The organism is Aquisalimonas lutea (genome assembly GCF_030409225.1).
Taxonomy (GTDB): Bacteria; Pseudomonadota; Gammaproteobacteria; order Nitrococcales; family Aquisalimonadaceae; genus Aquisalimonas; species Aquisalimonas lutea.
Window position 1 is genome coordinate 94,183 of sequence record NZ_JAUFPK010000004.1, and the last position, 21,380, is coordinate 115,562.

Annotated in this window: 20 protein-coding genes; 7 read left to right on the top strand and 13 right to left on the bottom strand. The window is 70.0% G+C overall.

All coding sequences use genetic code 11. The features are described from left to right. The 4 genes from mnmM to QWY84_RS11575 all read right to left on the bottom strand — a co-directional run bounded on the left by mnmM (position 1) and on the right by QWY84_RS11575 (position 2,875). Positions 1-579 (bottom strand): tRNA 5-(aminomethyl)-2-thiouridylate-methyltransferase MnmM, encoded by a 579-nt coding sequence (mnmM, locus tag QWY84_RS11560; RefSeq protein WP_290202864.1) that lies wholly within the window; start codon positions 577-579, stop codon positions 1-3. Then, positions 576-1,649, bottom strand: coding sequence for an NAD(P)/FAD-dependent oxidoreductase (locus tag QWY84_RS11565; RefSeq protein ID WP_290202865.1), 1,074 nt, complete (start codon positions 1,647-1,649; stop codon positions 576-578). Before QWY84_RS11565 ends, mnmM begins: the two co-directional genes overlap by 4 nt. A 99-nt stretch (positions 1,650-1,748) precedes the next feature. Then, positions 1,749-2,357, bottom strand: a complete 609-nt coding sequence (wrbA, locus tag QWY84_RS11570; RefSeq protein WP_290202866.1) for an NAD(P)H:quinone oxidoreductase — start codon at positions 2,355-2,357, stop codon at positions 1,749-1,751. A gap of 74 nt (positions 2,358-2,431) precedes the next feature. Beyond that, positions 2,432-2,875, bottom strand: coding sequence for a MarR family winged helix-turn-helix transcriptional regulator (locus QWY84_RS11575; protein WP_290202867.1), 444 nt, complete (start codon positions 2,873-2,875; stop codon positions 2,432-2,434). A 133-nt stretch (positions 2,876-3,008) separates the two neighbouring features. On the opposite strand from QWY84_RS11575, the gene QWY84_RS11580 reads away from it, so the two are divergent. Further along, positions 3,009-3,389, top strand: a complete 381-nt coding sequence (locus QWY84_RS11580) for a DnaJ family domain-containing protein (protein WP_290202868.1) — start codon at positions 3,009-3,011, stop codon at positions 3,387-3,389. Between the two features lie 16 nt (positions 3,390-3,405). Here QWY84_RS11580 and QWY84_RS11585 read toward each other — a convergent pair whose 3' ends face one another. The 4 genes from QWY84_RS11585 to QWY84_RS11600 all read right to left on the bottom strand — a co-directional run bounded on the left by QWY84_RS11585 (position 3,406) and on the right by QWY84_RS11600 (position 9,958). Continuing rightward, positions 3,406-6,207, bottom strand: coding sequence for a hypothetical protein (locus QWY84_RS11585; RefSeq protein WP_290202869.1), 2,802 nt, complete (start codon positions 6,205-6,207; stop codon positions 3,406-3,408). Between the two features lie 78 nt (positions 6,208-6,285). Further along, positions 6,286-7,086: an SIR2 family NAD-dependent protein deacylase gene (locus QWY84_RS11590; RefSeq protein WP_290202870.1), complete on the bottom strand. Its 801-nt coding sequence runs from the start codon at positions 7,084-7,086 to the stop codon at positions 6,286-6,288. An 81-nt stretch (positions 7,087-7,167) separates the two neighbouring features. Next, the gene (locus QWY84_RS11595) at positions 7,168-8,241 is read right to left on the bottom strand and encodes a PA0069 family radical SAM protein (protein ID WP_290202871.1); all 1,074 of its coding nucleotides are present in this window, start codon (positions 8,239-8,241) and stop codon (positions 7,168-7,170) included. A gap of 307 nt (positions 8,242-8,548) precedes the next feature. After that, positions 8,549-9,958 carry a M20 family metallopeptidase gene (locus QWY84_RS11600; protein ID WP_290202872.1) on the bottom strand — a complete coding sequence of 470 codons (1,410 nt, stop codon included), beginning with the start codon at positions 9,956-9,958 and terminating at the stop codon, positions 8,549-8,551. 142 nt (positions 9,959-10,100) lie between these two features. On the opposite strand from QWY84_RS11600, the gene QWY84_RS11605 reads away from it, so the two are divergent. After that, positions 10,101-10,403, top strand: a complete 303-nt coding sequence (locus tag QWY84_RS11605) for an antibiotic biosynthesis monooxygenase family protein (RefSeq protein WP_290202873.1) — start codon at positions 10,101-10,103, stop codon at positions 10,401-10,403. Here QWY84_RS11605 and QWY84_RS11610 read toward each other — a convergent pair. From QWY84_RS11610 to QWY84_RS11630, 5 genes are all read right to left on the bottom strand, one after another. Then, on the bottom strand, positions 10,400-11,107 hold the full coding sequence (locus QWY84_RS11610) for a spermidine synthase (RefSeq protein WP_290202874.1): 708 nt from the start codon (positions 11,105-11,107) through the stop codon (positions 10,400-10,402). The genes QWY84_RS11605 and QWY84_RS11610 overlap by 4 nt on opposite strands. A gap of 85 nt (positions 11,108-11,192) precedes the next feature. Continuing rightward, a complete protein-coding gene (gene cydC / locus QWY84_RS11615; RefSeq protein WP_290202875.1) occupies positions 11,193-12,854 on the bottom strand; it encodes a thiol reductant ABC exporter subunit CydC in 1,662 nt (553 codons plus the stop codon). Beyond that, on the bottom strand, positions 12,847-14,580 hold the full coding sequence (gene cydD, locus QWY84_RS11620) for a thiol reductant ABC exporter subunit CydD (protein WP_290202876.1): 1,734 nt from the start codon (positions 14,578-14,580) through the stop codon (positions 12,847-12,849). Before cydD ends, cydC begins: the two co-directional genes overlap by 8 nt. Before the next feature lie 12 nt (positions 14,581-14,592). Beyond that, positions 14,593-15,603, bottom strand: a complete 1,011-nt coding sequence (cydB, locus tag QWY84_RS11625) for a cytochrome d ubiquinol oxidase subunit II (protein WP_290202877.1) — start codon at positions 15,601-15,603, stop codon at positions 14,593-14,595. A 5-nt stretch (positions 15,604-15,608) separates the two neighbouring features. After that, the gene (locus QWY84_RS11630) at positions 15,609-17,018 is read right to left on the bottom strand and encodes a cytochrome ubiquinol oxidase subunit I (protein ID WP_290202878.1); all 1,410 of its coding nucleotides are present in this window, start codon (positions 17,016-17,018) and stop codon (positions 15,609-15,611) included. A 270-nt stretch (positions 17,019-17,288) separates the two neighbouring features. On the opposite strand from QWY84_RS11630, the gene QWY84_RS11635 reads away from it, so the two are divergent. The 5 genes from QWY84_RS11635 (at position 17,289) to QWY84_RS11655 (ending at position 21,312) form a co-directional block, all read left to right on the top strand. After that, complete coding sequence (locus QWY84_RS11635) at positions 17,289-17,888, top strand: TetR/AcrR family transcriptional regulator (RefSeq protein WP_290202879.1); 600 nt, start codon at positions 17,289-17,291, stop codon at positions 17,886-17,888. Between the two features lie 82 nt (positions 17,889-17,970). Then, a complete protein-coding gene (locus tag QWY84_RS11640) occupies positions 17,971-18,819 on the top strand; it encodes an AAA family ATPase (protein ID WP_290202880.1) in 849 nt (282 codons plus the stop codon). Positions 18,820-18,853: 34 nt separating this feature from the next. Further along, complete coding sequence (locus tag QWY84_RS11645) at positions 18,854-20,035, top strand: vWA domain-containing protein (RefSeq protein ID WP_290202881.1); 1,182 nt, start codon at positions 18,854-18,856, stop codon at positions 20,033-20,035. A gap of 183 nt (positions 20,036-20,218) precedes the next feature. After that, on the top strand, positions 20,219-20,851 hold the full coding sequence (locus QWY84_RS11650; RefSeq protein ID WP_290202882.1) for a hotdog family protein: 633 nt from the start codon (positions 20,219-20,221) through the stop codon (positions 20,849-20,851). Continuing rightward, positions 20,848-21,312, top strand: coding sequence for a MaoC/PaaZ C-terminal domain-containing protein (locus QWY84_RS11655; RefSeq protein ID WP_290202883.1), 465 nt, complete (start codon positions 20,848-20,850; stop codon positions 21,310-21,312). The genes QWY84_RS11650 and QWY84_RS11655 overlap by 4 nt, the downstream gene beginning before the upstream one ends. The last annotated feature ends 68 nt before the right edge of the window (positions 21,313-21,380 follow it).

Below are 21,380 nucleotides of genomic sequence, written 5' to 3' on the forward strand. Positions count from 1 at the left end.
CTAGCGGCTCTCGCGGCGATCCACCAGGAACAGCCGCGGTGCCCGCTCGGGGGTGCCGGGCGGGCGCACCTCCCGCACGGTGAACGGTGATCCCAGCGCGTTGCACCACTCTTCCACTGCACGGGTCTCGCGGCGTCCGCCGTCGTGGCCCGTGTAGGCGAGAATGGTCATGCGCCCTCCGGGCGCCAGCAGGGTCGAGCCGGTGCGCAGGGCCGGGATGGTCGTCGCCGGGGAGGTGACAACGCTGCGGTCGCCGCCCGGCAGATAGCCCAGGTTGAACGTGACCGCCCGCACCTTCCCCTGCAGCTCGTAGCCGACCACCGACAGCAGGTCCGCATGGTCGGCGACCCGGAGCCGCACGCGCGCCTGAACGCCGGCCGTTTCCAGGCGCACCCGCGTGTGCTCCAGGGCGCCCTCCTGGATGTCCAGCGCGTAGACCTGCCCGGATTCACCCACGGCCTGGGCCAGGAACAGCGTGTCGTGGCCGTTGCCGGCGGTGGCGTCGATTGCGGTCTCGCCGGGTTCGATGACGGCGGCCAGCAGCTCGTGGACCAGGTCGGTGAGGGGGCGCGGCTTCATTGCAGGTCCGTTCGCTGGCGTACGTCCGCCTCCCGGGGCAGGGGAGCCCCCGAGGCGAGGTGGTCGGCCAGGCGCCGGGTGTACCAGGGGGCGAGCAGCGTACCCCGTGACCCGAACCCGTTGACGATGCCGATACGCGGGTCCTCCGGGTGCAGGCCGATGAACGGCGGCCCGGGTCGCGAGCCGGGCCGAAGGCCGGCGTGTCCCGCCTCGACGCGGACGGCGGGTGGCGACTCCAGCAGACGGGGCAGGGCGGCCAGGAGCTTCTCCCGCGCCTCCGCGGTCGGGCCGCCCACCTCGTCACCCCGTTCGTAGGTGGCCCCCAGGCGATACCGATCGCCGCCCAGCGGGACCAGGGATTCTCCCCCGGTGACGACGGCCTGCGGCAGGTCGCCGGGTCGCTCACAGCGCAGCGTCAGCGTCTCCCCGCGGGATCGCCGCCACGGCAGGGATTGCCACCAGGGATTGGTGAACGCCCCGGCACCTTCGCAGAAGATCACGTGCTGCGCCGTGGCGCCGTGCCATCGCGCCGGCTCCCCCGATGGAAGCGCCACAGTCCCCGGCCCGAGACGCTCCTCGATGAGCAGGCCCCGGTCGCGGAACCAGCCGCGGAGCCCGTCGAGGAGGCGTCCCAGGTCCACGTGGCCGCCGCCGCGCATGGGCACGGCCCCCAGGGGGGCACGGGTCCCGGCCGGTGCCTCGCGCCCCGGCACCGGTTGCGCCGGGATCAGATCCGGGTGGTCGGCATGCCGCCGGGCGATGCGCTCACGCTCACCGTCATCCTGGAGCAAGCGCCATACGGGCATGGGCCGGAACAGTCGATGGCCGGTGACGGACGCGAGCTCGGCATAGGTGCGTTCCGCCTCGTCCAGCAGGGCCGCAAGGCGCATCGGTGCCTGATAGCGCGGCCCGGTGAACGGGCTCAGGATGCCGGCGGCCGCCCGGGAGGCGCTGCCTTCGGTACCCGGGTCGGCAATCCGGATCTCCAGTCCCAGGGAATGCATGCGGTACGCCAGCAGTGAACCGGTCAGGCCCTGGCCGGCAATCAGGGCATCCAGGCGTGCTGCCATGGGGATCCTTCGAGGTGGTCTGAAGCCGGTATGATACCGGGAACCGGCCCGCAACCATAGCGCGCGGCGCGGCCGGCGGGGCCGCGCCGGCGCCGCTGCTCAGGCGCTGAGCTTTAGCCCGATACGGGCCAGCCGGGTCCCCAGGGCCCGGCACAGGGCGGCTTCCTCGTCGTCGATGGGGCGGTCGTTGTTGCCGCCGGCCACGTGTCCGGGGCCGTACGGAGAGCCGCCGCCCTGGGTGGTGAACAGCTCCTGGTTGGAGTAGGGCAGGCCGACGGGAATCATCCCCAGGTGCATCAGCGGGCCCAGGCTGGAGCTGATGGTGGCCTCCTGGCCGCCGTGCAGGCTCGCGGTGGAGACGAACATCCCCGCCGGCTTGTCCTCGAAGACGCCTTCCATCCACAGGGCGCTGACCTGGTCGATGCGGTTCTTCAGCTGGGCGGCCATGTTGCCGAAACGCGTCGGCGTGCCGAAGGCGAAGGCGCCCGCCTCGCGGAAGTCGTCGTCGGTGACCAGCGGGATATCCTTCTGCCGTTCGCGGCCGGCTTTCATGCCCTCGTTGCCGTTGATGACCTCCTCGGGCATGAGCTCCGGCACGGTACGCAGAACCGGCTCGGCGCCGTCGACGCTTTCCACGCCTTCCGCCACCAGGCGGGCCATGTCGAAGATGTTGCCGAAGGTGCTGTAGTAGAGAACCAGGACTTTCATTGACGACCTCCTTGGGTTTTAGTCCGATGTCGGACGATTTACGCGGACGTCCGCGGCTCCAGCGACCGCCCGCCTTACTGGAATACGTTCCGTACGCGCCGGAGCGCAGCGATGGCCTCGTCCATCTCGTCGGGCGGCAGCTGCTCCAGGCGCTTGCGCAGGTGCTCCGTATGCTCCGGGAAGACCTCCTGGAACAGGGCATCGCCCTTGTCGGTCAGGGCGGCAATGGTGCTTCGCCGATCCCGGGGCGAGGGATGGCGTTCCACGAGACCGTGCTCCTGCAGCCGGTCCACGATGCTGGTCAGCGTGGTCTTGTAGATGAGTGTGCGGTGCCCCAGCTCGCGGAAGGTCATGCCTTCGGTGTTGCCCAGGGTCGCCAGGACGTCGAACTGCGCCGGCGTCAGCCCCCAGCTCTTGATATGGGGGGCCGAGTAGGCCTCGAACGCCTGGTAGGCCTCGACGAGCTCCCGCAGGAGCTGCATGTATCGCGGTTTCCCGCGGCCGGTTTCCTGCGCCATGAGTACCTCCGGAATCTACGAAACATGATAGTCCAATATCGGACAATATCAAGAGGTGCCGACAGCCCGCGCCGGTTATCCGGGCATCCGGCGCATGTGGCACACTCGGCGCAGAGGGCTGGAGGATGCGTTCATGTGGTTGCTGGACCAGATCGCCGAGCAGTGCATCGCCGAGGCGCGGGATCGCGGGGAGCTGGACGATCTGCCGGGTGCCGGCCGGCGGCAGCAGCTCGATGACGATTCATTCATCCCGGAGCACCTGCGCCCGGCCTACCGGATGCTGAAGAATGCCGGCTACATTCCGCCGGAGGTGCAGGTGCGCCGGGAGATCGAGAAGGTCGAGGACTTGCTGGCGGAGCTGCCCGTGGACGACGAGGCGGGTCGCGACCGGGCCCGGCGGCGGCTGGAGGTGCTGCGCCTGCAGCTCAGCGAGAAGCGTGGCCGGAAACAGACGCCGTTGTGGACGGATACCGCCTACCAGCAGCGCCTGATCGAGCGCCTGGACCGGGAGTGACCGGCGGCCCGCGGCATCATACTTCCTTGGCCACCAGGCCGAAGAAGGTCCCGGCGAACAGCGCGAAGCCGGCCCAGACCACGATATGACCGGCCGCCATGGGGCCGTGGACGACCTCCCCGGTTCCCGACAGCAGGAGCCACAATCCGCTCGTGGCGGCGAGCGTATAGGCCAGGCACAGCACCAGGAAGACGAGCACGCGGCCGAGCTCCCCGAGCCAGAAACCCGCCGCGGCCTCGCCGGCGGTGCGGCGCACCTTGGTGCGCAGGTTGGCCAGCAGGTACGCCGCCGTGCCGCCGGCCCCCAGCAGGAATGTCACGGCGATGCCGGGGACGTCTCCATCTTCGGCCATGGCGCGCCAGGCATCCCCGAAGTCGAGCATGAGAATGGCCCCTACCAGCAGGCCGATCCAGACAGCGGCGAAATTGCCCAGGAAGGCACCGAGCCCGCGAAAGGGATTGGCCGGCCCGCCCAGGCGGCGTCCCGCCGTGATGCCCGTCATCGGGCGCAGGCGGTCGAAGTGCCAGGTGCGCAGGGCGTATCCCAGCTCCGGGTCGCGGATGCGCTCGCGCAGGGGCGTGAAAACCGGATCCTTGACCAGCATGCGCACGTCGGCGGTGGCGCCCGCGGCCATGGCCGCGTGCAGCTGCTCGCGCCAGTATGCGGCCAGGGCGTCCACCACGGTGGGCAGTGACTGCTCATCCAGCCGCCCCGTCGCCCAGCGCAGGAGGGCGACGGGCTGCGCCGCGGTGCTGCGCAGGCGATTCCAGACCTCCAGCAAGAGCGGGCCTCGCAGTGACGTGGGCAGCTCGGCGGGCACCTGGGCCAGTGCGGCCGACCACTCCTGCGGATCGTCTTCGGCGGGTTCCGTGGTGGCGGCGGCGACCGCCTCCAGGCCCTGGAGCCACGCCCGTGTATAGCGGCGGACCGCGCCGCAGCCGGCCTGCAGTGCGGCCGCCTCCGGATAGGGCAGCAAAGGCCCGAGAGTCTCCTCGAGGCGGCGCAGCTGGTGGTCCAGTCCCGCGGCCGCCTCCCGCGTGCGCAGCGGTTCCTGCCAGCCGCCGGCACCGAGGAGTCCCGCCAGGCTCAGGAGCTCGTGCTGGATGTCGTCCAGCTCGCGCTCCGGGAGCTGGTGCACACCCGCCGGGGGGCCCAGGTAGCGCAGCAGGCCGACGATGGTGCCCGGCGGCGCCCCCACCGTGGTGCCCGCCTTGCCGATCAGCGTGATGAGATCGTGCACGGCGTCCGCCGGAACGCCGGGCTCCCGGGACAGGGCGTGCAGCGCGTCGAGGACCGGGCTCCGGTGGCCGTCCACGGAGTCGAGACCGGGCTGGCGTGTGCTCTCGTCCTCGTCGGCGAGGGCGCGGCACCACTGCGCCAGGGGGACGTTGTGGCCGGAGGCATCCACGTACTCGCGGTCGCCGACGACACTGCGCATGCGCCGGAACAGCGCCGGCGCCGGTTGCCGGCCATGCAGCCGGAGAAGGAAGCGGCGCGGATCCCATTGCCGGGGCTGATGGAGCAGCTCCCGGAAGCGGTGCTCGAACACGTCGGCGAGCTCACCGGCACCGGTGGCGTCGCGACGGACGAGCTGCTCCTGCAGGGTGACGTCGCGGATGCCGTGCAGGGTCCGGGCATCCAGCAGCGTCTCGGGGGCGATGGCTTCCCATTCGGCCACCCGCAGGACCCAGGGGACGGTCAGCCCGCTGCCGCCCCGACCGACACCCGGAAGGGCCGCGGCGCGTTCCGGCTCCACCGCGATCGCGGTGTCGAGATCGACGATGAGGAAAAGCGCCAGGGCCCGCTCGCGGGCCGGCTGGCGACGCCAGCCCTCCGGTGCCGCCACCAGCCCGGCGAGCGTGTCCAGCAGCTCCTGCTCGCGGGCTTCCACCGGCGACGCGCCGATGTGACCGGGGCGCTCCTGCCAGGCGCGCTCGAGCTCCGCCGCCTGCCGGGCCAGGCCGGCGTAGTCCCGGGGCTCGACGTTGAGCAGCGCGGCGCGCCCGGGATGATGGCGGCGGCACCAGGTGGCGAAACGCAGCCGGCACCACCGGCGATCCGCCTCGGTGACCGTATGCGGCCAGGCCGAGCTGAGCTCCTGCAGTGCGTCCGGGTGCCGGCCGGCGACGCGAAAGAGCTCGTCCAGGGCAATGAGGCGTCGGGTACCGTCCGCCACGGGGGTCTCGTCGCGCCCGGTGATCACCAGGTGGTGCAGGGCATCGCGCCATGCGCCCGTGCAGCCGGGGACCTGCATGGGCAGGCCGTGGGCGCGGATGGCGAACAGCAGCTCGGTCCAGCGCCGCCACACCATGCGGCCGGCACCGTGATCGGGGAGATCGTTGAGCAGCGTCTCCGCCGCTTCCGCCAGGCCGTCCACGGCACGGGTCGCCAGCAGCTGGCCGACGACATCCAGCAGCACCGCGGTGTCGGCGGTGTTGTCCGGGCGTCCTGCGGCGACCTGCTCCGGGGTGATCGGCGGCGGCCCGCGCAGATCGCCGGATGCGTGCACCCAGGTGCTGGTCCGCGCCAGCAGGACACGCCGCGTGCTGCGCTGGCCGTTGAGCTGCAACGGCCGGTCGGCGTCAATGCGGCGCATGCGGGCGTACTCGTAGAGCGCCCGGTCGGCGGCATCGTCGTTGACGGCGCGGCGCCCGAGGGCCGCGGCCGCGGGCTGATAGACGCCCGGATCCGAGGCGCGGAACAGGAACAGCAGCCGGTCCAGCTGCTCGGGCTCCAGGCAGGGCACGGTCTCCAGGCGTTCAAGCTCGTCCAGCAGCGAAGTGCCGGCGGCGCCGTCCGTCGGTTCAGCGGGTGCCATCGTTGTCCTTGTCGTTCGTGTTATTGCTGCGCAAGGTAGCAGGTGCCGGGCCGTGCGCCCAGGAACTGGCTCACAGGGTCATCCGTGTCCGTGGGCGGAGCGGAATCGCTCCCAGAGCGCGTTCAGCATGGCAGCAGCCCGGTCGGGCAGCCGATAGTCCACCAGGCCCGAGATCTCGGTGGTATCCGGGTTGATTTCCACGGTGGTGGCGCCCTGGTCGCGGGCGGTCAGAACGGGCTCCGTGATGTAGGGAAACACGCTGGTGGTGCCGATGCTCATGACCACGTCGAATCCTTCCGCGGTTTCCGCTGCCAGGTGGTTCATGGCCGGGAAGGGGAGCATCTCGCCGAACAGCACCACGTCCGGCCTCAGCATGCCGCCGCAACGCAGGCACACCGGGGGAATGGGCAGCCCGGAGAAGTCGTCCACCTGCTTCTCGCGGTCGCAGCTGGTGCAACGCAGGTGGTGGACGTTGCCGTGGACCTCGATGACGTTGCGGCTGCCGGCCTGGTGGTGGAAGCCGTCGACGTTCTGGGTCAGCACGCAGGCGTGGGGCAGCTGATCTTCCAGGTCCGCCAGCACCTCGTGGCCCGGGTTGTGCCGGGCGCCCCGGGTGGCGGACTCGATGCGCGCGATGTGCTTCCAGGTCAGCTCGGGGTTGCGCCGGAACATGTCCCCGGACAGGGCGACCTCGAAGGGGATGCCCTCGTCCGTGACGCCGTCGTCGTAGATGCCGCCGATGCCGCGGTAGGTGGGCAGCCCGGAGTCCGCCGACAGCCCCGCGCCGGTGATGAACAGAACGCGGCTGGCCGTCGCCAGCCGCTGGGCGACGGCGTCGATCCGCGTCATGATGTCGTCGGTGTAGGGTGCCTCCGTCATGCCACCCCTCCGTGGCTTCGCCTGCACGTACACCCAGCATAGCGGTCACCGCCGGGCCCGGGCCAGGCGGTGACCGGCCGCTCAGCCGCGGCCGTCGTCGAACAGGGAGAGCTGGGACGAGCGCCCCGGTGGGCGGAAGAGGTCGGTGCGGAGCTCGCGCTGGTGGCGCTTGTCCAGGCCGTTTGCGCGCAGTGCGCGGTGAAAGCGCTGCTCGAGCAGGTCCGCCCAGGGGCCCCTGCCGCGCATGCGGCTGCCGAAGCGCGGGTCGTTCTCGCGGCCCTCGCGCATCTGGCGCAGCAGGCTGAGCACGTGCTCCGCCCGCTGCGGGTAGTGGTGTTGCAGCCAGTCGCGGAACAGGGGCCGTACCTCCCAGGGCAGCCGCAGGAGCACGTAGCCCGCCTGGGTGGCGCCGGCGTCCGCAGCGGCCGCGACCAGGTCCTCCAGCTCGTGGTCGGTGAGCGCCGGGATCACCGGTGCGATGAGGGTGCCCACGGGCACGCCGTCGTCCCGGAGCGCCTGCATGACCCGCAGGCGTCGCTCCGGTGACGCCGCCCGGGGCTCGAGCTTGCGCTTGAGCTCCGCATCCAGGGAGGTCAGGCTCACCATGACCGACACCAGGCCGTCCCGCGCCATGGAGCCGAGCAGATCCAGGTCCCGCAGGATGCCGCTGCCCTTGGTGATGATGCTCACCGGGTGACGGGTCTCCGCCAGCACCTCCAGGACCTGCCGGGTGATGCGCCAGGTGCGCTCCACCGGCTGATAGGGGTCCGTGCTGGTGCCCAGCACGATGGGCGAGCAGCGGTACGACGGCTTGCCGAGCTCGGCACGCAGGCGCTCCGCGGCGTTGGTCTTGGCGGTGAGCCGGGTCTCGAAGTCCAGCCCGGGAGAGAGGTCGAGGTAGGCGTGGGTCGGCCGGGCGAAGCAGTAGATGCAGCCGTGCTCGCAGCCGCGATACGGGTTCAGGGACTGGCCGAAGGGGACATCCGGCGAGCTGTTGCGGCTGATCACCGAGCGTGCGCTCTCCGGCTCCACCACCGTGCGCGGCGCCGTGTCCTCGACGGCGGGCGTCTCCGGCCAGCCGTCGTCCACGTCCTCCCGCGTCTGCCGGGCGAACCGCCCGGGCAAGCTCTGATCGGTGCCACGGCCCTTGTACATGACGGCTCTCCGGCTCGGGGACGCTCCGGGGCAAGTATGGACGAGAAAGCTGTATAAATAAACAGTGCTCCCGGTCCCTGTGCCAATGCCGCCGACGGCTGCCGCATCTCCCGTAGGAGCGACGTCAGTCGCGACTTTCCAGGGAGTCTGAAGCACTGCAAGGTCGCGGCTGAAGCCGCTCCTACACGGCTTCGATGAACCCTGCTCCGGGATCCTGTGGGAGGGGCTTGAGCCCCGACTTTCCAGGGCATCGGGTTCTCTGGAAAGTCGCGACTCACGTCGCTCCTACGGCGGGCATGCGCACGTGCTACGTCTGCTGCCCGTGTGCCGCGATGATGCGGGCCACGCAGGTGGTGAGCCGGCGGGCGGTGGGCACGTGCAGGAACTCGTCCGGGCCGTGGGCGTTGGACTGCGGCCCGAGAACGCCGGTGATGACGAACTGCGCCTTCGGGAAGGCATTGCTCAGCAGCGCCATGAACGGGATGGTGCCGCCTTCACCCATGAACATCGCCTTGGCGCCGAAGGCGTCGCGGGAGGCGGCATCCATGGTTTCCGCCAGCCACGGGCTCAGCGGCGGCGCGTGCCAGCCCGTGGCTGCCTGCTCCGGGGTGAAGGTGACCCGGGCGTCGTGGGGCGGATCCGCCTCCAGCAGCTCCTTGAGGTGCTGCGAGGCCTCATGGCCGTCCACCGTGGGCGGCAGGCGCAGGGCCAGCTTCACCGAGGTGGATGCCCGCAGCACGTTGCCTGCCTCGGCGATGGGCGGCAGGCCGTCGGCGCCCGTGATTTCCAGGGCCGGCCGCCAGCTGCGGTTGAGCACCAGCTCGGTGAGGTCCTGCTCCTCGGCCCGGGTGCTGCCCGCGAACGGGAACCGGTCACGCAGCGTGGTGCCGACCACCGCGGCGGCCTCCCCGGCCTGGGTGCGGCGGTCGTCCGGGATGCTGGTGTTGAACGCTCCCGGGGTGATGCGGCCGTCCGCGGAGTCCTCCAGGCGCTCCAGGCGATGGCGCACGATGCGGAACGACGACGGTACCACGCCGCCGGCATCGCCGGAGTGCACGCCCTGGGTGAGGGTCTCCACGCGCAGGGTGCCCGCGGCCATGCCCCGCAGGGAGGTGGTGCACCACATCTGCTCGTAGTTGCCGCAGCCGGAGTCCAGGCACAGGACGAGATCCGGCTGGCCGATGCGCTCGCGCAGGTGGTCGATGTAGTGGGGCAGATCGAAGCTGCCGCTTTCCTCGCAGGTCTCGATGAGCAGCAGGCAACGGCCGTGGGGGATGCCCTGGTCGTGGACCGCACGGACCGACGCCAGCGAGGCGTAGACGGCGTAGCCGTCATCGGCGCTGCCGCGGCCGTAGAGGCGATCATCCCGCAGGACGGGCTGCCAGGGCCCCAGGCCTTCGCTCCAGCCGCTGACTTCCGGCTGCTTGTCCAGGTGGCCGTAGAGCAGGATGGTGCCCTCGCGGGTGCCGGGAACATCCACCAGCAGCAGCGGCGTGCGCCCGGGGAGGCGAACCACCTCGACGCTGGCATCCGCCGGCGCGGTTTCCCGGCACCAGCGCTCGGCATGGGCCACGGCCTCGTCCAGGTGGCCGTGCTCGGCCCACTCGGCATCGAAGGCCGGTGACTTGGCGGGGATCCGGATGAATCCCTCCAGTTCCCCGAGTATCTCGTCCTGCCAGGTGCGGTCGACGTAGTCCTGCAGTGCCTTGGTATCCAAAAGGATGCCTCCTGTTTCCGTCAGCGGCCGGGAACCCGATGCCCGGATCGGGTTCGATCCCCCGATTGTAAACAAGCTTGCCGGCGGAGACACTGGCGCGGCGAGGCAGCGCCGGTCGATGGGCCGGCAGGAGGAGATACCCGTGTACCAGGTAACCAACCGTGTCTACGTCGCCGCGGGCTGGGAGGAGGCGTTCGAGGAGCGTTTCCGCCGGCGCGCGGGGCGCATCGAGCGCAACCCGGGCTTCGTGCGCATGGAGGTGCTGCGCCCGGAGGCGGAGGGACTGCCGTATCTGGTCCAGAGCGTGTGGCAGAGCAAGGAGGCGTTCGACGCCTGGGTGGGCAGCGAGGACTTCCGTGCGGCCCACGCCGATCCGCTGCCGCCGGAGGCGTTCGCCGGCAGCAGCGAGATGGAGCGCCATTCCGTGGTGGTTTCCGCAGACTAACCTTCCCGCCGCACCGGGTAGCGCGCGTTCGCGAAGATCCAGCGCTCGTGGTAGGAGGGCACTTCCACGGGGTGGTCGGACACCGCGGTGAAATGCCGGCTGAGGGCGTCGTGGATCTCGCTGCGCAGCTCGGGCTGGTGCTCGCTGCAGCACTGCATGGTGAGCATGCCCTCGGGCTTGAGGCTGGCGGCGATGCGCCCGACGATCTCCTCGATGAACTCCAGCCGCGTCTGGTGCTCCCGGACCGGTTCCATGGTGAGATCGTAGACGATGGCGTCGTAGCCGGCCGCCTCGTCCAGCCAGGTAAAGGCGTCCCCGATGATGACCCGGGCGTTGGGGGCGTCGAAAGCGTCTTCGCACAGGCCGGGGAAGTACTGGCGGGCCAGTTCCACCACCCTGCCGTCGATATCCACCAGGGTCGCCTCCCGGGCCTGGCCGCGCACGGCCGCCTTGAGCACGCCGCCGTCGCCGCCGCCGAGGATGAGGACCCGGTCCAGCAGTCCCGCCTGAGCGATGGGCTCGATCATGGCCTGGTTGTAGGCGTGGTCGGACTCGGCGATCTGCAGATCGTCGTCCAGGTACAGCACATGACCATAAGCCGGGTCATACGCGATCACGATGCGCTGGTAGTCGGACTCCAGCTCCTCGACGATCTGCTGGCCGCGGGTGACATACTCCGGCGTACCGGGTCGCTGGCTTGACACCGCCGTCCTCCTGAATCGCTGATCGTGTGCCTGGCCCCCGCCGCCCTCGCCCGAGGGCCCGGTGCATCCAACGCGCGGGATTGTATCAGATCGCTGCAAGGAGCCGACCCGCCCGCAGCCGGCGGCGCGCGACCGTGGTGGGAAGGCGGTCCGGATCGTGGGTGACGATCAGCACGGCGCGTTCCCGGGCGTGTTCCAGCAGTTGCCGGAGTACGGCTTCCGCCGTCTCCGCCTCCAGGCCGCGGGTGGGCTCGTCGAGCAGCAGCACCGGAGCGGGCTGGAGCAGTGTCCGGGCCAGGCACAGGCGGCGCGCCTCGCCGCCGGACAGCGCCCGCCCGCCGACGCCCACCCACGTCTCCAGCCCGTCGGGCAGGGCGGCCACGGTGTCCTCCAGGGCCGCGGTGCGCAGGGCCTGCCACAGCATCTCCTCGGGTGCGTCCGGGGCCGCCAGGCGCAGGTTCCCGGCCACCGTGTCGCCGAAGACAATGGTGCGCTGGGGCAGCCAGGCGGCCCGGCGGCCGACAGCTTCCGGCGACAGCGAGCTGACCGGGTCCCCCCCGAGCCATACGCTGCCCGCCTGCGGCGTCCGGATGCCTGCTGCCAGTGCCAGCAGGGTGCTCTTGCCGCTTCCGCTGCCCCCGGTGATGGCGACGTGGGTCCCGGGCTCCAGGGCGAGGGATACCTGGTCGACCACCGGCCGGCCGTCTTCCGTGTAGCGATACACCGCCTCGTGGAAGGCCAGCGTGCCGTCACCGGGCCCGGCGGTGGACGAGGCGGGTGACGGGTGTTCCCGCGGCGCAGTGGTGAGCACCCGCCGGGCGGCGCTGCGGGTGCGGCTCAGGGCCTGGACGGCCAGCGGCAATGGCATCAGGAATTCCGTCAGCGCCAGTGTGCCGACGAGGATCAGGGCGAACCCGGGGCCGGACAGCGTGTCCGCCCGGACGAGCGGGATGGCGCTAACGGCCGCCAGCCACAGGGCGAGCAGCGTGCCCGAGCTGGCCAGCGCCTGGGTCAGCCCCGCCAGCCGGCTCAGGGTACGCTCGGCACCCTCGTAGCCGTCGGCCAGAGCCCGGAACCGGGCGCGTGCGAGGGGAACGCCGCCGTGGATGTGCATCTCCGCCAGCCCGTCGAGGCTGCCGACCAGGTGCTCCCGCAGGCGGCTGCCGAGCCGGACCTGCTCGCGCCCCGGCCGGCGGGCCAGGCGGCCGGTCGTCCACGCGGCGGCCACGGCGACGGCGGCGACCAGGGCGACCACGACCAGCGACGGGGCGGGTGCGAACAGCGCCAGCACGAGGCCGGCCATCGCCAGCCCGACGACGGCCACGGCCGTGGGCGCGAGCACCCGCAGGTAGAACTGATCCAGCCGGTCCACGTCCGCGGTGAGGCGCGTCAGCGTGTCACCGCTGCGCAGGGCCGCCAGGCGGGCCGGATCCAGGCCCATGAGCCGCCGGAACACCCGCACCCGCAGGTCGGCGAGCAGGCGCAATACCGCCTCGTGGGTGACCAGACGCTCGCCGTAGCGGCTCGCCGCCCGCCCCACGGCGAAGAACCGAATGCCGGCGCCGGGGCGGTAGATATCCAGGGCCGTGCCGGCGAGCCCGGCCAGTCCGGTCGCCGTGATGAACCAGCCCGACAGGGCCAGCAGCCCGAAGTTCGCCAGGGTGGCCGCCAGCATGAGCGCGGCGCCGGCGGCCAGCCACCGCCAGCGGGGCAGGTGCATGCGCCACAGCAGCCAGAGCTCACGCATGGCGATCCCCCGTGATGCGGCCGCCGGTGAGCGTGATCACGCGATTCACCCACGGGAACTGCTCGGCGGCATGGCTGGCGATGATGACGGTCGCCCCGCGGGCGGCTTCCGCACGCAGCGTCTCGCTGACGTGATCCGCCGTCTCCGGGTCCAGGCTGGCGGTGGGCTCGTCCACCAGCAATACCGGGGCCCGGCGCACCAGCGCCCGGGCCAGGGCCAGCCGCTGGCCTTCGCCGCCGGAGAGGCCGCCGCCGCGCTCGTCCAGGGGGGTATCCAGGCCCTGGGCCAGCCGCGCGGTGAACGCCCGGGCGCCCGCGCGCTCCAGGGCATGCTCCAGCGTGCCCGTGTCCACGCCGTGATCACCCGGATCCAGGTTGCTGCGCACGGACGCCGGGAACAGGTGGGGGACCTGGGCCAGCCAGCCGAGGCGCTGCTGCCAGGCCGCCCGATCCAGTGTCCCCAGGGAGGTGCCGTCGATGCGGACCTCGCCGCGATCGGGCTCGCGGAAGGCGGCGACGACGTGCAGCAGCGTGGTCTTGCCGCTGCCCGAGGCGCCGGTCACCAGGACGGCCTGCCCGGCTGGAATGCTCAAGGCCAGATCCGCGAGAATCGGTGCTCCGGTGTCGCCGGCGACGGTGACCCCGCTGAGCTCGATGGCGGGCGCCGCGCCGGGCGGTTGCTCGTCACCGCCCGGCGGCATGGGCGAGGGCGTCTCCTCCAGGCGCCGGAGCTCGGCGGCGGCGCCGAGCGCCGCGGCCCGGTCGTGGTAGTGCTGGGCGAGCTGCCGCAGCGGCTGGAAGAACTCCGGGGCCAGCAGCAGCACGAACAGGCCGCTGAACAGGGTGAGCTCGGGCGCCGGCCCCAGGGCGAGATAGCCGAGCAGGCCCATGCCGATGTAGACGGCCACCAGGGCAATGGCCACGGAGCTGAAGAATTCCAGCACCGCGGACGACAGGAAGGCGACCCGCAGCACCGCCATGGAGCGGCGCCGGTACGCCTCGCCCACGGATTCCAGCGTCCGCGCCTCGTCATCCGCGCGGCCCAGGTGGCGCAGCAGGTCCAGGCCCTGGAGCCGGTCCAGGAAATAGCCGCCCAGCCGCGCCAGGGCCTGGTGCTGGGTGCGGCTGACCGCCTCGGCGCCCATGCCCACCAGGGCCATGAACGCCGGGATCAGCGGCGCCGCCAGCAACAGCAGCAGCGCCGCCAGCCAGTCCACCAGGGCGACGGCGACGACAATCGCCAGCGGCACCAGCACGGTGATCACCATCTGGGGCTGGTAGCGCGCCACGTACGGGCCCAGCGCGGCCACCTGTTCGACCACGGCGGATGCCAGGCCACCGGGGGCGTGGCGCGCGATGCCCGCCGGCCCCAGGGCCAGGAGATGCTGGTAGAGGCGCTCCCTGGCGGCGCGGTGGACGCGATGGGCGGTTTCCGCCGCTGCCCATTCCTGGACGGCCGTGCAGCCGGCCCGCAGCAGCAGGACCACCAGCAGGCCGGCGAGCAGCCCGCCCAGCTCCCGGAGGCCGGCACCGTCCGCGGCCACGCGCTGGACCAGTGACGCCAGGAGCGCCGCCTGGGCGATGACCAGCCAGCCGGCCAGGAGCCCCGCGACGGTGACCACGCGGGTCCAGCTCCCGGCGGCACGGGCACGTGCCCGCAGCCAGGAGCGGTCCGCCTCGTTGCCCGTGTCCCCGGCTCCTGCACCGACTCCGGATGCTTCCTCCATCCGCAGCCGGCCCTAGTGGTATCCGGCGGAGTGTTCCGTCACCTTGCCCCGGAAGACCCAGTAGGTCCAGGTGGTGTAGCCGAGGATGATGGGCAGCGTGAACAGCACCCCCAGCAGCAGGAACAGCTGCGACTCCGGTGCCGAGGCCGCTTCCCACAGGGTAATGTCCGGCTGGATGACGTGCGGCCACAGGCTGATGGCGAGCCCGGTGTAGCTGAGGATGTACAGCCCCAGCGCGCAGAAGAAGGGCAGGTAGTCCCGCCGCTGGAGCAGGGCCCGGTAGAACACCACCGCGAGCCCGGCGGTGATGACGGGCACCGGCATGAAATAGAAGAAGTTGGGCAGCGAGAACCAGCGCTGGGCGATGGCATCGTGCATCAGCGGTGTCCAGACACTGACCACGACGATCGCGAACAGGGTCACGTACAGCAGTCGGTGGGCGATGCTGTAGGCCCATTCGCGCACGTCGCCGGTGGTTTTCATGATGATCCAGGCGCAGCCCACCAGGGCGTAGCCCGCTACCAGGCCCAGGCCGGTCATGATGCTGAACGGCGACAGCCAGTCGAACATGCCGCCGGCGTAGGCGCCGTCCACCACCTCGAAGCCCTGGATGAATGCACCCAGGATGACCCCCTGGGAGAACGCCGCCAGGGTCGAGCCGACGGTGAAGGACACGTCCCAGAGCCACTTGGACTGCTTGGCCTTGAAGCGGAACTCGAAGGCAACCCCCCGGAATATCAGCGCCACCAGCATCACCAGCACCGGCAGGTACATGGCGGGCAGGAGGATGGAGTAGACCATGGGGAAGGCGCCGAGGAGGCCGGCGCCGCCGAGCACCAGCCAGGTCTCGTTGCCGTCCCAGACGGGTGCGACGGTGTTCATCATGATGTCCCGGGCCGTGTCCCCCGGCGCGTAGGGGAAGAGAATGCCGACGCCCAGGTCGAAGCCGTCCATGAGCACGTACATGAACACGCCCAGTGCGATGATGAGCGCCCAGATCAGTGTCAGGTCGATGGTTTCCATGGCGGCTACTCCGGCGTATCGAAGGTTTGATCCACCGCGGACAGGGGACGCGAGGGCCGGCGGCGCAGCTCCTCCTGGGTGTCTTCACCGGCGGGTACGTCCTCGCGGTCCGGACCGGCCTGGATGATCTTGACGATGTAGTAGGCCCCGGCCAGGAAGACCACCGCGTAGACGGCGATGTAGACCAGCAGCGAGGCCAGGACCACGCCGCCGGTGAGCGCCGGGGTGACGGCATCCTCCACGCGCATGAGCCCGTGCACCACCCAGGGGAAGCGGCCCGTCTCGGTGGTCAGCCAGCCGGCGAGCACGGCCACGAAGCTCAGCGGCAGCATGCCCACGCACACGCGGTGGAACCAGGCGGCGTCGAACAGCCGGCCGCGCAGCCGCAGGACCAGCCCGATGAGCACCACCGCGACCATGAGAAAGCCGATGCCCACCATGACGCGGAAGGACCAGAAGGTCACGCCGACCACGGGGCGGTCTTCCGGCGCCCAGTCCTTGAGGCCCGGCACCACGCCGTCGGCGTGGTGCTTGAGGATGATGCTGGCCAGGCTCGGGATGCCGATCTCGAAGTGATTGGTCTCCGCCTCGGAGTCCGGGATGGCGAACAGCAGCAGAGGCGCGTGGCTCTGGGTCTCCCAGTTGCCCTCCATTGCCGCCACCTTCTGCGGCTGGTGCTCCAGCGTGTTGAGCCCGTGCATGTCGCCGACGAACACCTGGGCCGGGGCCAGGACCAGAAGCAGCCACAAGGTCATGGAAAGCATTACCCGGGCGGATTCCGTGGCCCGGCCCTTGAGCAGGTACCAGGCGCTGACGCCGACCACGAAGAAGCCCGTGGTCAGGAAGGCGGCCATGACCATGTGCACCAGCCGGTACGGGAAGGAGGGGTTGAAGATCGCCTCGATCCAGCTGGTGACGCGGAAGACGCCGTCGACCATCTCCACGCCGGCCGGGGTCTGCATCCAGCTGTTGGCGGCGAGAATCCAGAATGACGAGATGAACGTGCCCACCGCGACCATGATGGCGGCGAGCAGGTGGGCGCCCTGGGGCACCTTGTCGCGGCCGAACAGCAGCACGCCGAGGAAGGTGGCCTCCAGGAAGAACGCCGTGACCACCTCGTAGCTCAGCACCGGCCCCATGAAGTTCGCCGAGGCGTACGCGAACTCGCTCCAGTTGGTGCCGAACTGGAACGACATGACGATCCCCGAGACCACGCCCATGCCGAACGACACGGCGAAGATCTTGATCCAGAACTTCGACAGGCGCAGGTAGGTGGGGTTGTTGGTCTTGAAGTACAGCCCCTCGAGCACGGCGATGTAGGAGGCCAGCCCGATGGTGAATGCCGGGAAGATGATGTGCCAGGAGATGACGAAGGCGAACTGGATGCGGGACAGCAGCAGCGGATCGAGATCCATGGCGAACTCCCGGTGGTTGGTGCTGCGCGGGACGTCTGCCCTACTGTGCAGCAGGGCAGCGGCTCCCGCAACGCAGTCTACGCTAACAGCGCATGGTTCGGCAGCGTAAGCGAAGCGCCGGGTGAATCCCGGCCGACACCATCCGTGGCGGAGTGGTGCGTGGCGGCTACCGGCCGATCTGGTATCGTTCCGTTGCTAAGGAAACGCTGAACCACTCCCGCGCGTTTCTGCGCGCGGGAGTGGTTCAGCGTTTCCGTAACGGGGGGAACCATGGCAGCAGACAACACGGCGGCGTCCGCCCGACGGCACGACAACGACGACGCGGGCAACCGCAGCGACGATATCCTGCACGTCGCGCGGCGGATGTTCTTCGACTGCGAGAGGCTGGACGTGGGCGAGATCGCGGTGCGCCTGGGCGTCAGCCGCATTACCGTGTACCGGCACATGGGCAACCGTGAGCAGCTGGTCGCGGAGGTGCTGTGGTCCCTGAGCCGCGACACCCTGGAGCGCGCCCGCCGCGACGCCGAGGAGGCGGGCGAGCCGGGCTTTCTGGCCACCTACCGGCGCTTCAACCAGTACCTGGGCAGCTCCGGTCCGTTCCTGCATTTCCTGCGGGAGGAATCCAGCTTCGCCCTGCGCCTGCTCACCCGGCCCGACGGCATCACCCGCGTGCGCCTGATGGCGGCGCTGAAGGAGCTGCTGGAAGAGGAGATCCGCGACACCGGCCGGCCCCTGCAGATGGACACGGACACCCTGGCCTACGTCATCGTGTGCATCGGCGAATCCTACCTCTACCCGCTCATCGCCCTGCACAACGAGCCGGACCTGGACCGCGCCACGGAGGTGGTCGGGCTGCTGCTGCGGCCTTGAACGGCGCCGAAACGTGTTACCCTCGTCCCCGTTTGCGACAGAACACACGACCGCGGGCGGGCCCGCGATCAGGAAGGACATCATGCAATTCAAGGGTACCGAGACATACGTTGCCACCGATGACCTGAACATGGCGGTGAATGCCGCGGCCACGCTGCAGCGGCCGCTGCTCATCAAGGGCGAGCCGGGCACCGGCAAGACCCTGCTGGCCGAGGAGGTGGCCCAAGGGCTGGGACTGCCGTTCTTCGAATGGCACATCAAGTCCACCACCAAGGCGCAGCAGGGCCTGTACGAGTACGACGCCGTCTCCCGCCTGCGGGATTCGCAGCTCGGCGACGACCGCGTCCACGACATTGCCAACTACATCGTCAAGGGCCCGCTGTGGCACTGCTTCGAGTCCGATGTCCAGCCGGTGCTGCTCATCGACGAGATCGACAAGGCGGACATCGAGTTCCCCAACGACCTGCTGCGCGAGCTCGACCGCATGGAGTTCTACGTCTACGAGACGCAGCAGATGGTGCGGGCCAAGCACCGGCCCATCATCGTGATCACCAGCAACAACGAGAAGGAGCTGCCCGACGCGTTCCTGCGCCGCTGCTTCTTCCACTACATCAATTTCCCGGACAAGGAGACCATGCAGCAGATCGTGGAGGTGCACTTCCCGGGGCTGAAGAAGGAGCTGCTGCGGGAGGCCATGGAGCTGTTCTTCGAGCTCCGCGACGTGCCCGGGCTCAAGAAAAAGCCCTCCACCTCCGAGCTGCTGGACTGGCTCAAGCTCCTCATGGCCGAGGACGTGGATCCGGAGGCCCTGCGCGAGAACACCAAGCACAAGATGATGCCGCCGCTGTACGGCGCGCTGCTCAAGAACGAGCAGGACGTGCACCTGTTCGAGCGCCTGATGTTCATGTCCCGGCGCAACAAGTCCAACTGAACCGGCGTCCGCGCGCGACGCCGGGGAGGTCCCCATGCTGATCGATTTTTTCTTCGAGCTGCGCAAGGCGGGCCTGAAGGTCACGCTGACCGAGTATCTCACCCTCATGGAGGCGCTGGACAAGCGCCTGGCCGTGTGCAGCGTGGACGACTTCTACTTCCTCGCCCGGGGCATCCTGGTCAAGGATGAAACCCTGTTCGACCGTTTCGATCAAGTATTCGGCAATTATTTCAATGGTATAGAGAACATTTTTGCCGAGGAAGTCGAAGGCGAGATCCCCGAGGAGTGGCTGCGGGCCATGGCCGAGCGCATGCTCACCGAGGAGGAGAAGGCCGAGATCGAGTCCCTGGGCGGCTGGGACAAGCTCATGGAGACGCTGAAGAAGCGCCTGGAAGAGCAGACGGACCGCCACCAGGGCGGCAGCAAATGGATCGGAACCGGCGGCACGTCCCCCTTCGGCGCCCACGGCTACAACCCGGAGGGTATCCGCATCGGCCAGGAGAAGTCCCGCCATCGCCGCGCCGTGAAGGTCTGGGACCAGCGCAACTACCGCAACCTGGACGGCTCCCGGGAGCTGGGCACGCGCACCATCAAGATGGCCCTGCGCCGGCTGCGCCGGTTCGCCCGGGAAGGCGCCGAGGAAGAGCTGGACATGGACGATACCATCCGCTCGACGGCGCGCAACGGCGGCTACCTGGACCTGAAGATGGTCCCGGAGCGGCACAACGCCGCCAAGGTGCTGCTGTTCTTCGACGTCGGCGGCTCCATGGACGACCACATCCGCGTGTGCGAGGAGCTGTTCTCCGCGGCCCAGATGGAGTTCAAGCACCTGGAGTACTTCTACTTCCACAATTTCCTCTACGAGGGCGTGTGGAAGGACAGCCGCCGGCGCTTCAGCGAGGTGACCGCCACCTGGGACCTGCTCCATACCTATCCGTCGGATTACAAGGTCATCTTCGTGGGCGATGCCACCATGAGCCCGTACGAGATCCTCTATCCGGGAGCGAGTGTCGAGCACTGGAACGAGGAGGCCGGCGCCACCTGGATGCAGCGGGTCCTGGAGACCTTCCCGAAGGCCGTGTGGCTCAACCCGGAACCGGAAAGCCGCTGGGACTACACCGCCTCCATCAAGATCACCCGCGAGATCATGGGCGAGCGCATGTACCCGCTCACGCTGGAGGGCCTGGATCAGGCCATCGAGTACCTGACCAAGTAGGTAGCGGGACGGAGGATGCAGGAAGCCCCTCCCACAGAGGATTCTGCAGCAGGCGCCAGCGGAGCGGTGTGGGAGCGGCTTCAGCCGCGACTTTCCAGGGCATTGGGTTGTCCGGGAAGTCGCGACTGACGTCGCTCCTACGGCCGGTTCAAGAAACACGGCGGCAGCGACGGGGAGCGTTGGATGAGCGAAACCTACTGGGAAGACCAGATCATCGGCAGCGTGCACACGTTCGGCGGGGTCACCGTCGACGAAGAGCAGATGCGGGCGTTCGCCCGCGAGTTCGACGCCCGGCCCGCGACCCTGGGCGAGCCGGCGGAGTGGCCGGAGATCAGCACCGCCCGGACCCCGGCTATGGATGAGGATTCTTGTGATCAAGACCTCTGTGGGAGGGGCTTCAGCCCCGACCCTGCTGACGGTCTTGGCCCTGGGAAAGTCGGGGCTGAAGCCCCTCCCACAGATGATCCGTGCGACACCCCGGGTTCGAGCCACGGCGCCCGCCCTGCCGCCAGCGAGCTCCACGTCGCCTGCCTGTGCATGCGCATGATGGTCGACCACGTCCTGCGCACCAGCAGCTCCCTGGGCTCGCCGGGCATCCACCAGCTGCGCTGGCTCAACACGGTGCACGCCGGCGATACCCTCACCGTGCGTCAGTGCCTGCTCGGCAAGCAGCCGCACCCGCGGCGGCCGGACGTGGGCTTTACCCGCAACCGCACGGAGGTCCTGAACCAGGACGGCAGGGTGGTGATGTACATGGAGTCGTCCGGCATGTTCCGCCGCCGTGCGGCGGCCCCGGCAACAGGAGAGCAGCAGTGACCCGGCGCTGGTTCGAGGATTTCACCGTCGGCGAGGCGGGCACCACCGGTGACTGCGAGGTCACCGAGGAAGGCATCATCGGCTTTGCCGAGCAGTACGACCCGCAGCCCTTCCACCTGGACCATGACGCCGCCCGGGAGAGCCTGTTCGGCGGTCTCGCGGCGTCGGGCTGGCATACCCTGTCGCTGGCCAACCGCCTGCTGGTCCACGGCTGGCTGCAGGACGCGGCGGTGGCGGGTGCGGCCGGCTTCGACGAGCTGCGCTGGCGGCGGCCGGTGTACCCGGGTGACCGGCTGTCGTGCCGCTACGAGGTGGCCGCCGCCAACGATACCCCCGACCAGCGCTTCGGTGAGCTGCGGGTGATTGTGGAGGTGGTCAGCCAGGACGACACGGTGGTCATGAGCATGGAATGGCTCCCCTGGCTGGCCCGCCGCGCGCATTCCGGCCCGCGCGGATCGTGAAAGGGTTCCGGATAGCGCCCCTTCCGGTCTGGCACCCTCTTGAGCTGATTCGAACCTTCGGAAACCGG

Bases quoted from the DNA above. Each gene is read 5' to 3' on its own strand.
- mnmM (WP_290202864.1), bottom strand. From the start codon at position 579: ATGAAGCCGCGCCCCCTCACCGACCTGGTCCACGAGCTGCTGGCCGCC.
- QWY84_RS11565 (WP_290202865.1), bottom strand. From the start codon at position 1,649: ATGGCAGCACGCCTGGATGCCCTGATTGCCGGCCAGGGCCTGACCGGT.
- wrbA (WP_290202866.1), bottom strand. From the start codon at position 2,357: ATGAAAGTCCTGGTTCTCTACTACAGCACCTTCGGCAACATCTTCGAC.
- QWY84_RS11575 (WP_290202867.1), bottom strand. From the start codon at position 2,875: ATGGCGCAGGAAACCGGCCGCGGGAAACCGCGATACATGCAGCTCCTG.
- QWY84_RS11580 (WP_290202868.1), top strand. From the start codon at position 3,009: ATGTGGTTGCTGGACCAGATCGCCGAGCAGTGCATCGCCGAGGCGCGG.
- QWY84_RS11585 (WP_290202869.1), bottom strand. From the start codon at position 6,207: ATGGCACCCGCTGAACCGACGGACGGCGCCGCCGGCACTTCGCTGCTG.
- QWY84_RS11590 (WP_290202870.1), bottom strand. From the start codon at position 7,086: ATGACGGAGGCACCCTACACCGACGACATCATGACGCGGATCGACGCC.
- QWY84_RS11595 (WP_290202871.1), bottom strand. From the start codon at position 8,241: ATGTACAAGGGCCGTGGCACCGATCAGAGCTTGCCCGGGCGGTTCGCC.
- cydC (WP_290202875.1), bottom strand. From the start codon at position 12,854: ATGCGTGAGCTCTGGCTGCTGTGGCGCATGCACCTGCCCCGCTGGCGG.
- cydD (WP_290202876.1), bottom strand. From the start codon at position 14,580: ATGGAGGAAGCATCCGGAGTCGGTGCAGGAGCCGGGGACACGGGCAAC.
- cydB (WP_290202877.1), bottom strand. From the start codon at position 15,603: ATGGAAACCATCGACCTGACACTGATCTGGGCGCTCATCATCGCACTG.
- QWY84_RS11630 (WP_290202878.1), bottom strand. From the start codon at position 17,018: ATGGATCTCGATCCGCTGCTGCTGTCCCGCATCCAGTTCGCCTTCGTC.
- QWY84_RS11635 (WP_290202879.1), top strand. From the start codon at position 17,289: ATGGCAGCAGACAACACGGCGGCGTCCGCCCGACGGCACGACAACGAC.
- QWY84_RS11640 (WP_290202880.1), top strand. From the start codon at position 17,971: ATGCAATTCAAGGGTACCGAGACATACGTTGCCACCGATGACCTGAAC.
- QWY84_RS11645 (WP_290202881.1), top strand. From the start codon at position 18,854: ATGCTGATCGATTTTTTCTTCGAGCTGCGCAAGGCGGGCCTGAAGGTC.
- QWY84_RS11650 (WP_290202882.1), top strand. From the start codon at position 20,219: ATGAGCGAAACCTACTGGGAAGACCAGATCATCGGCAGCGTGCACACG.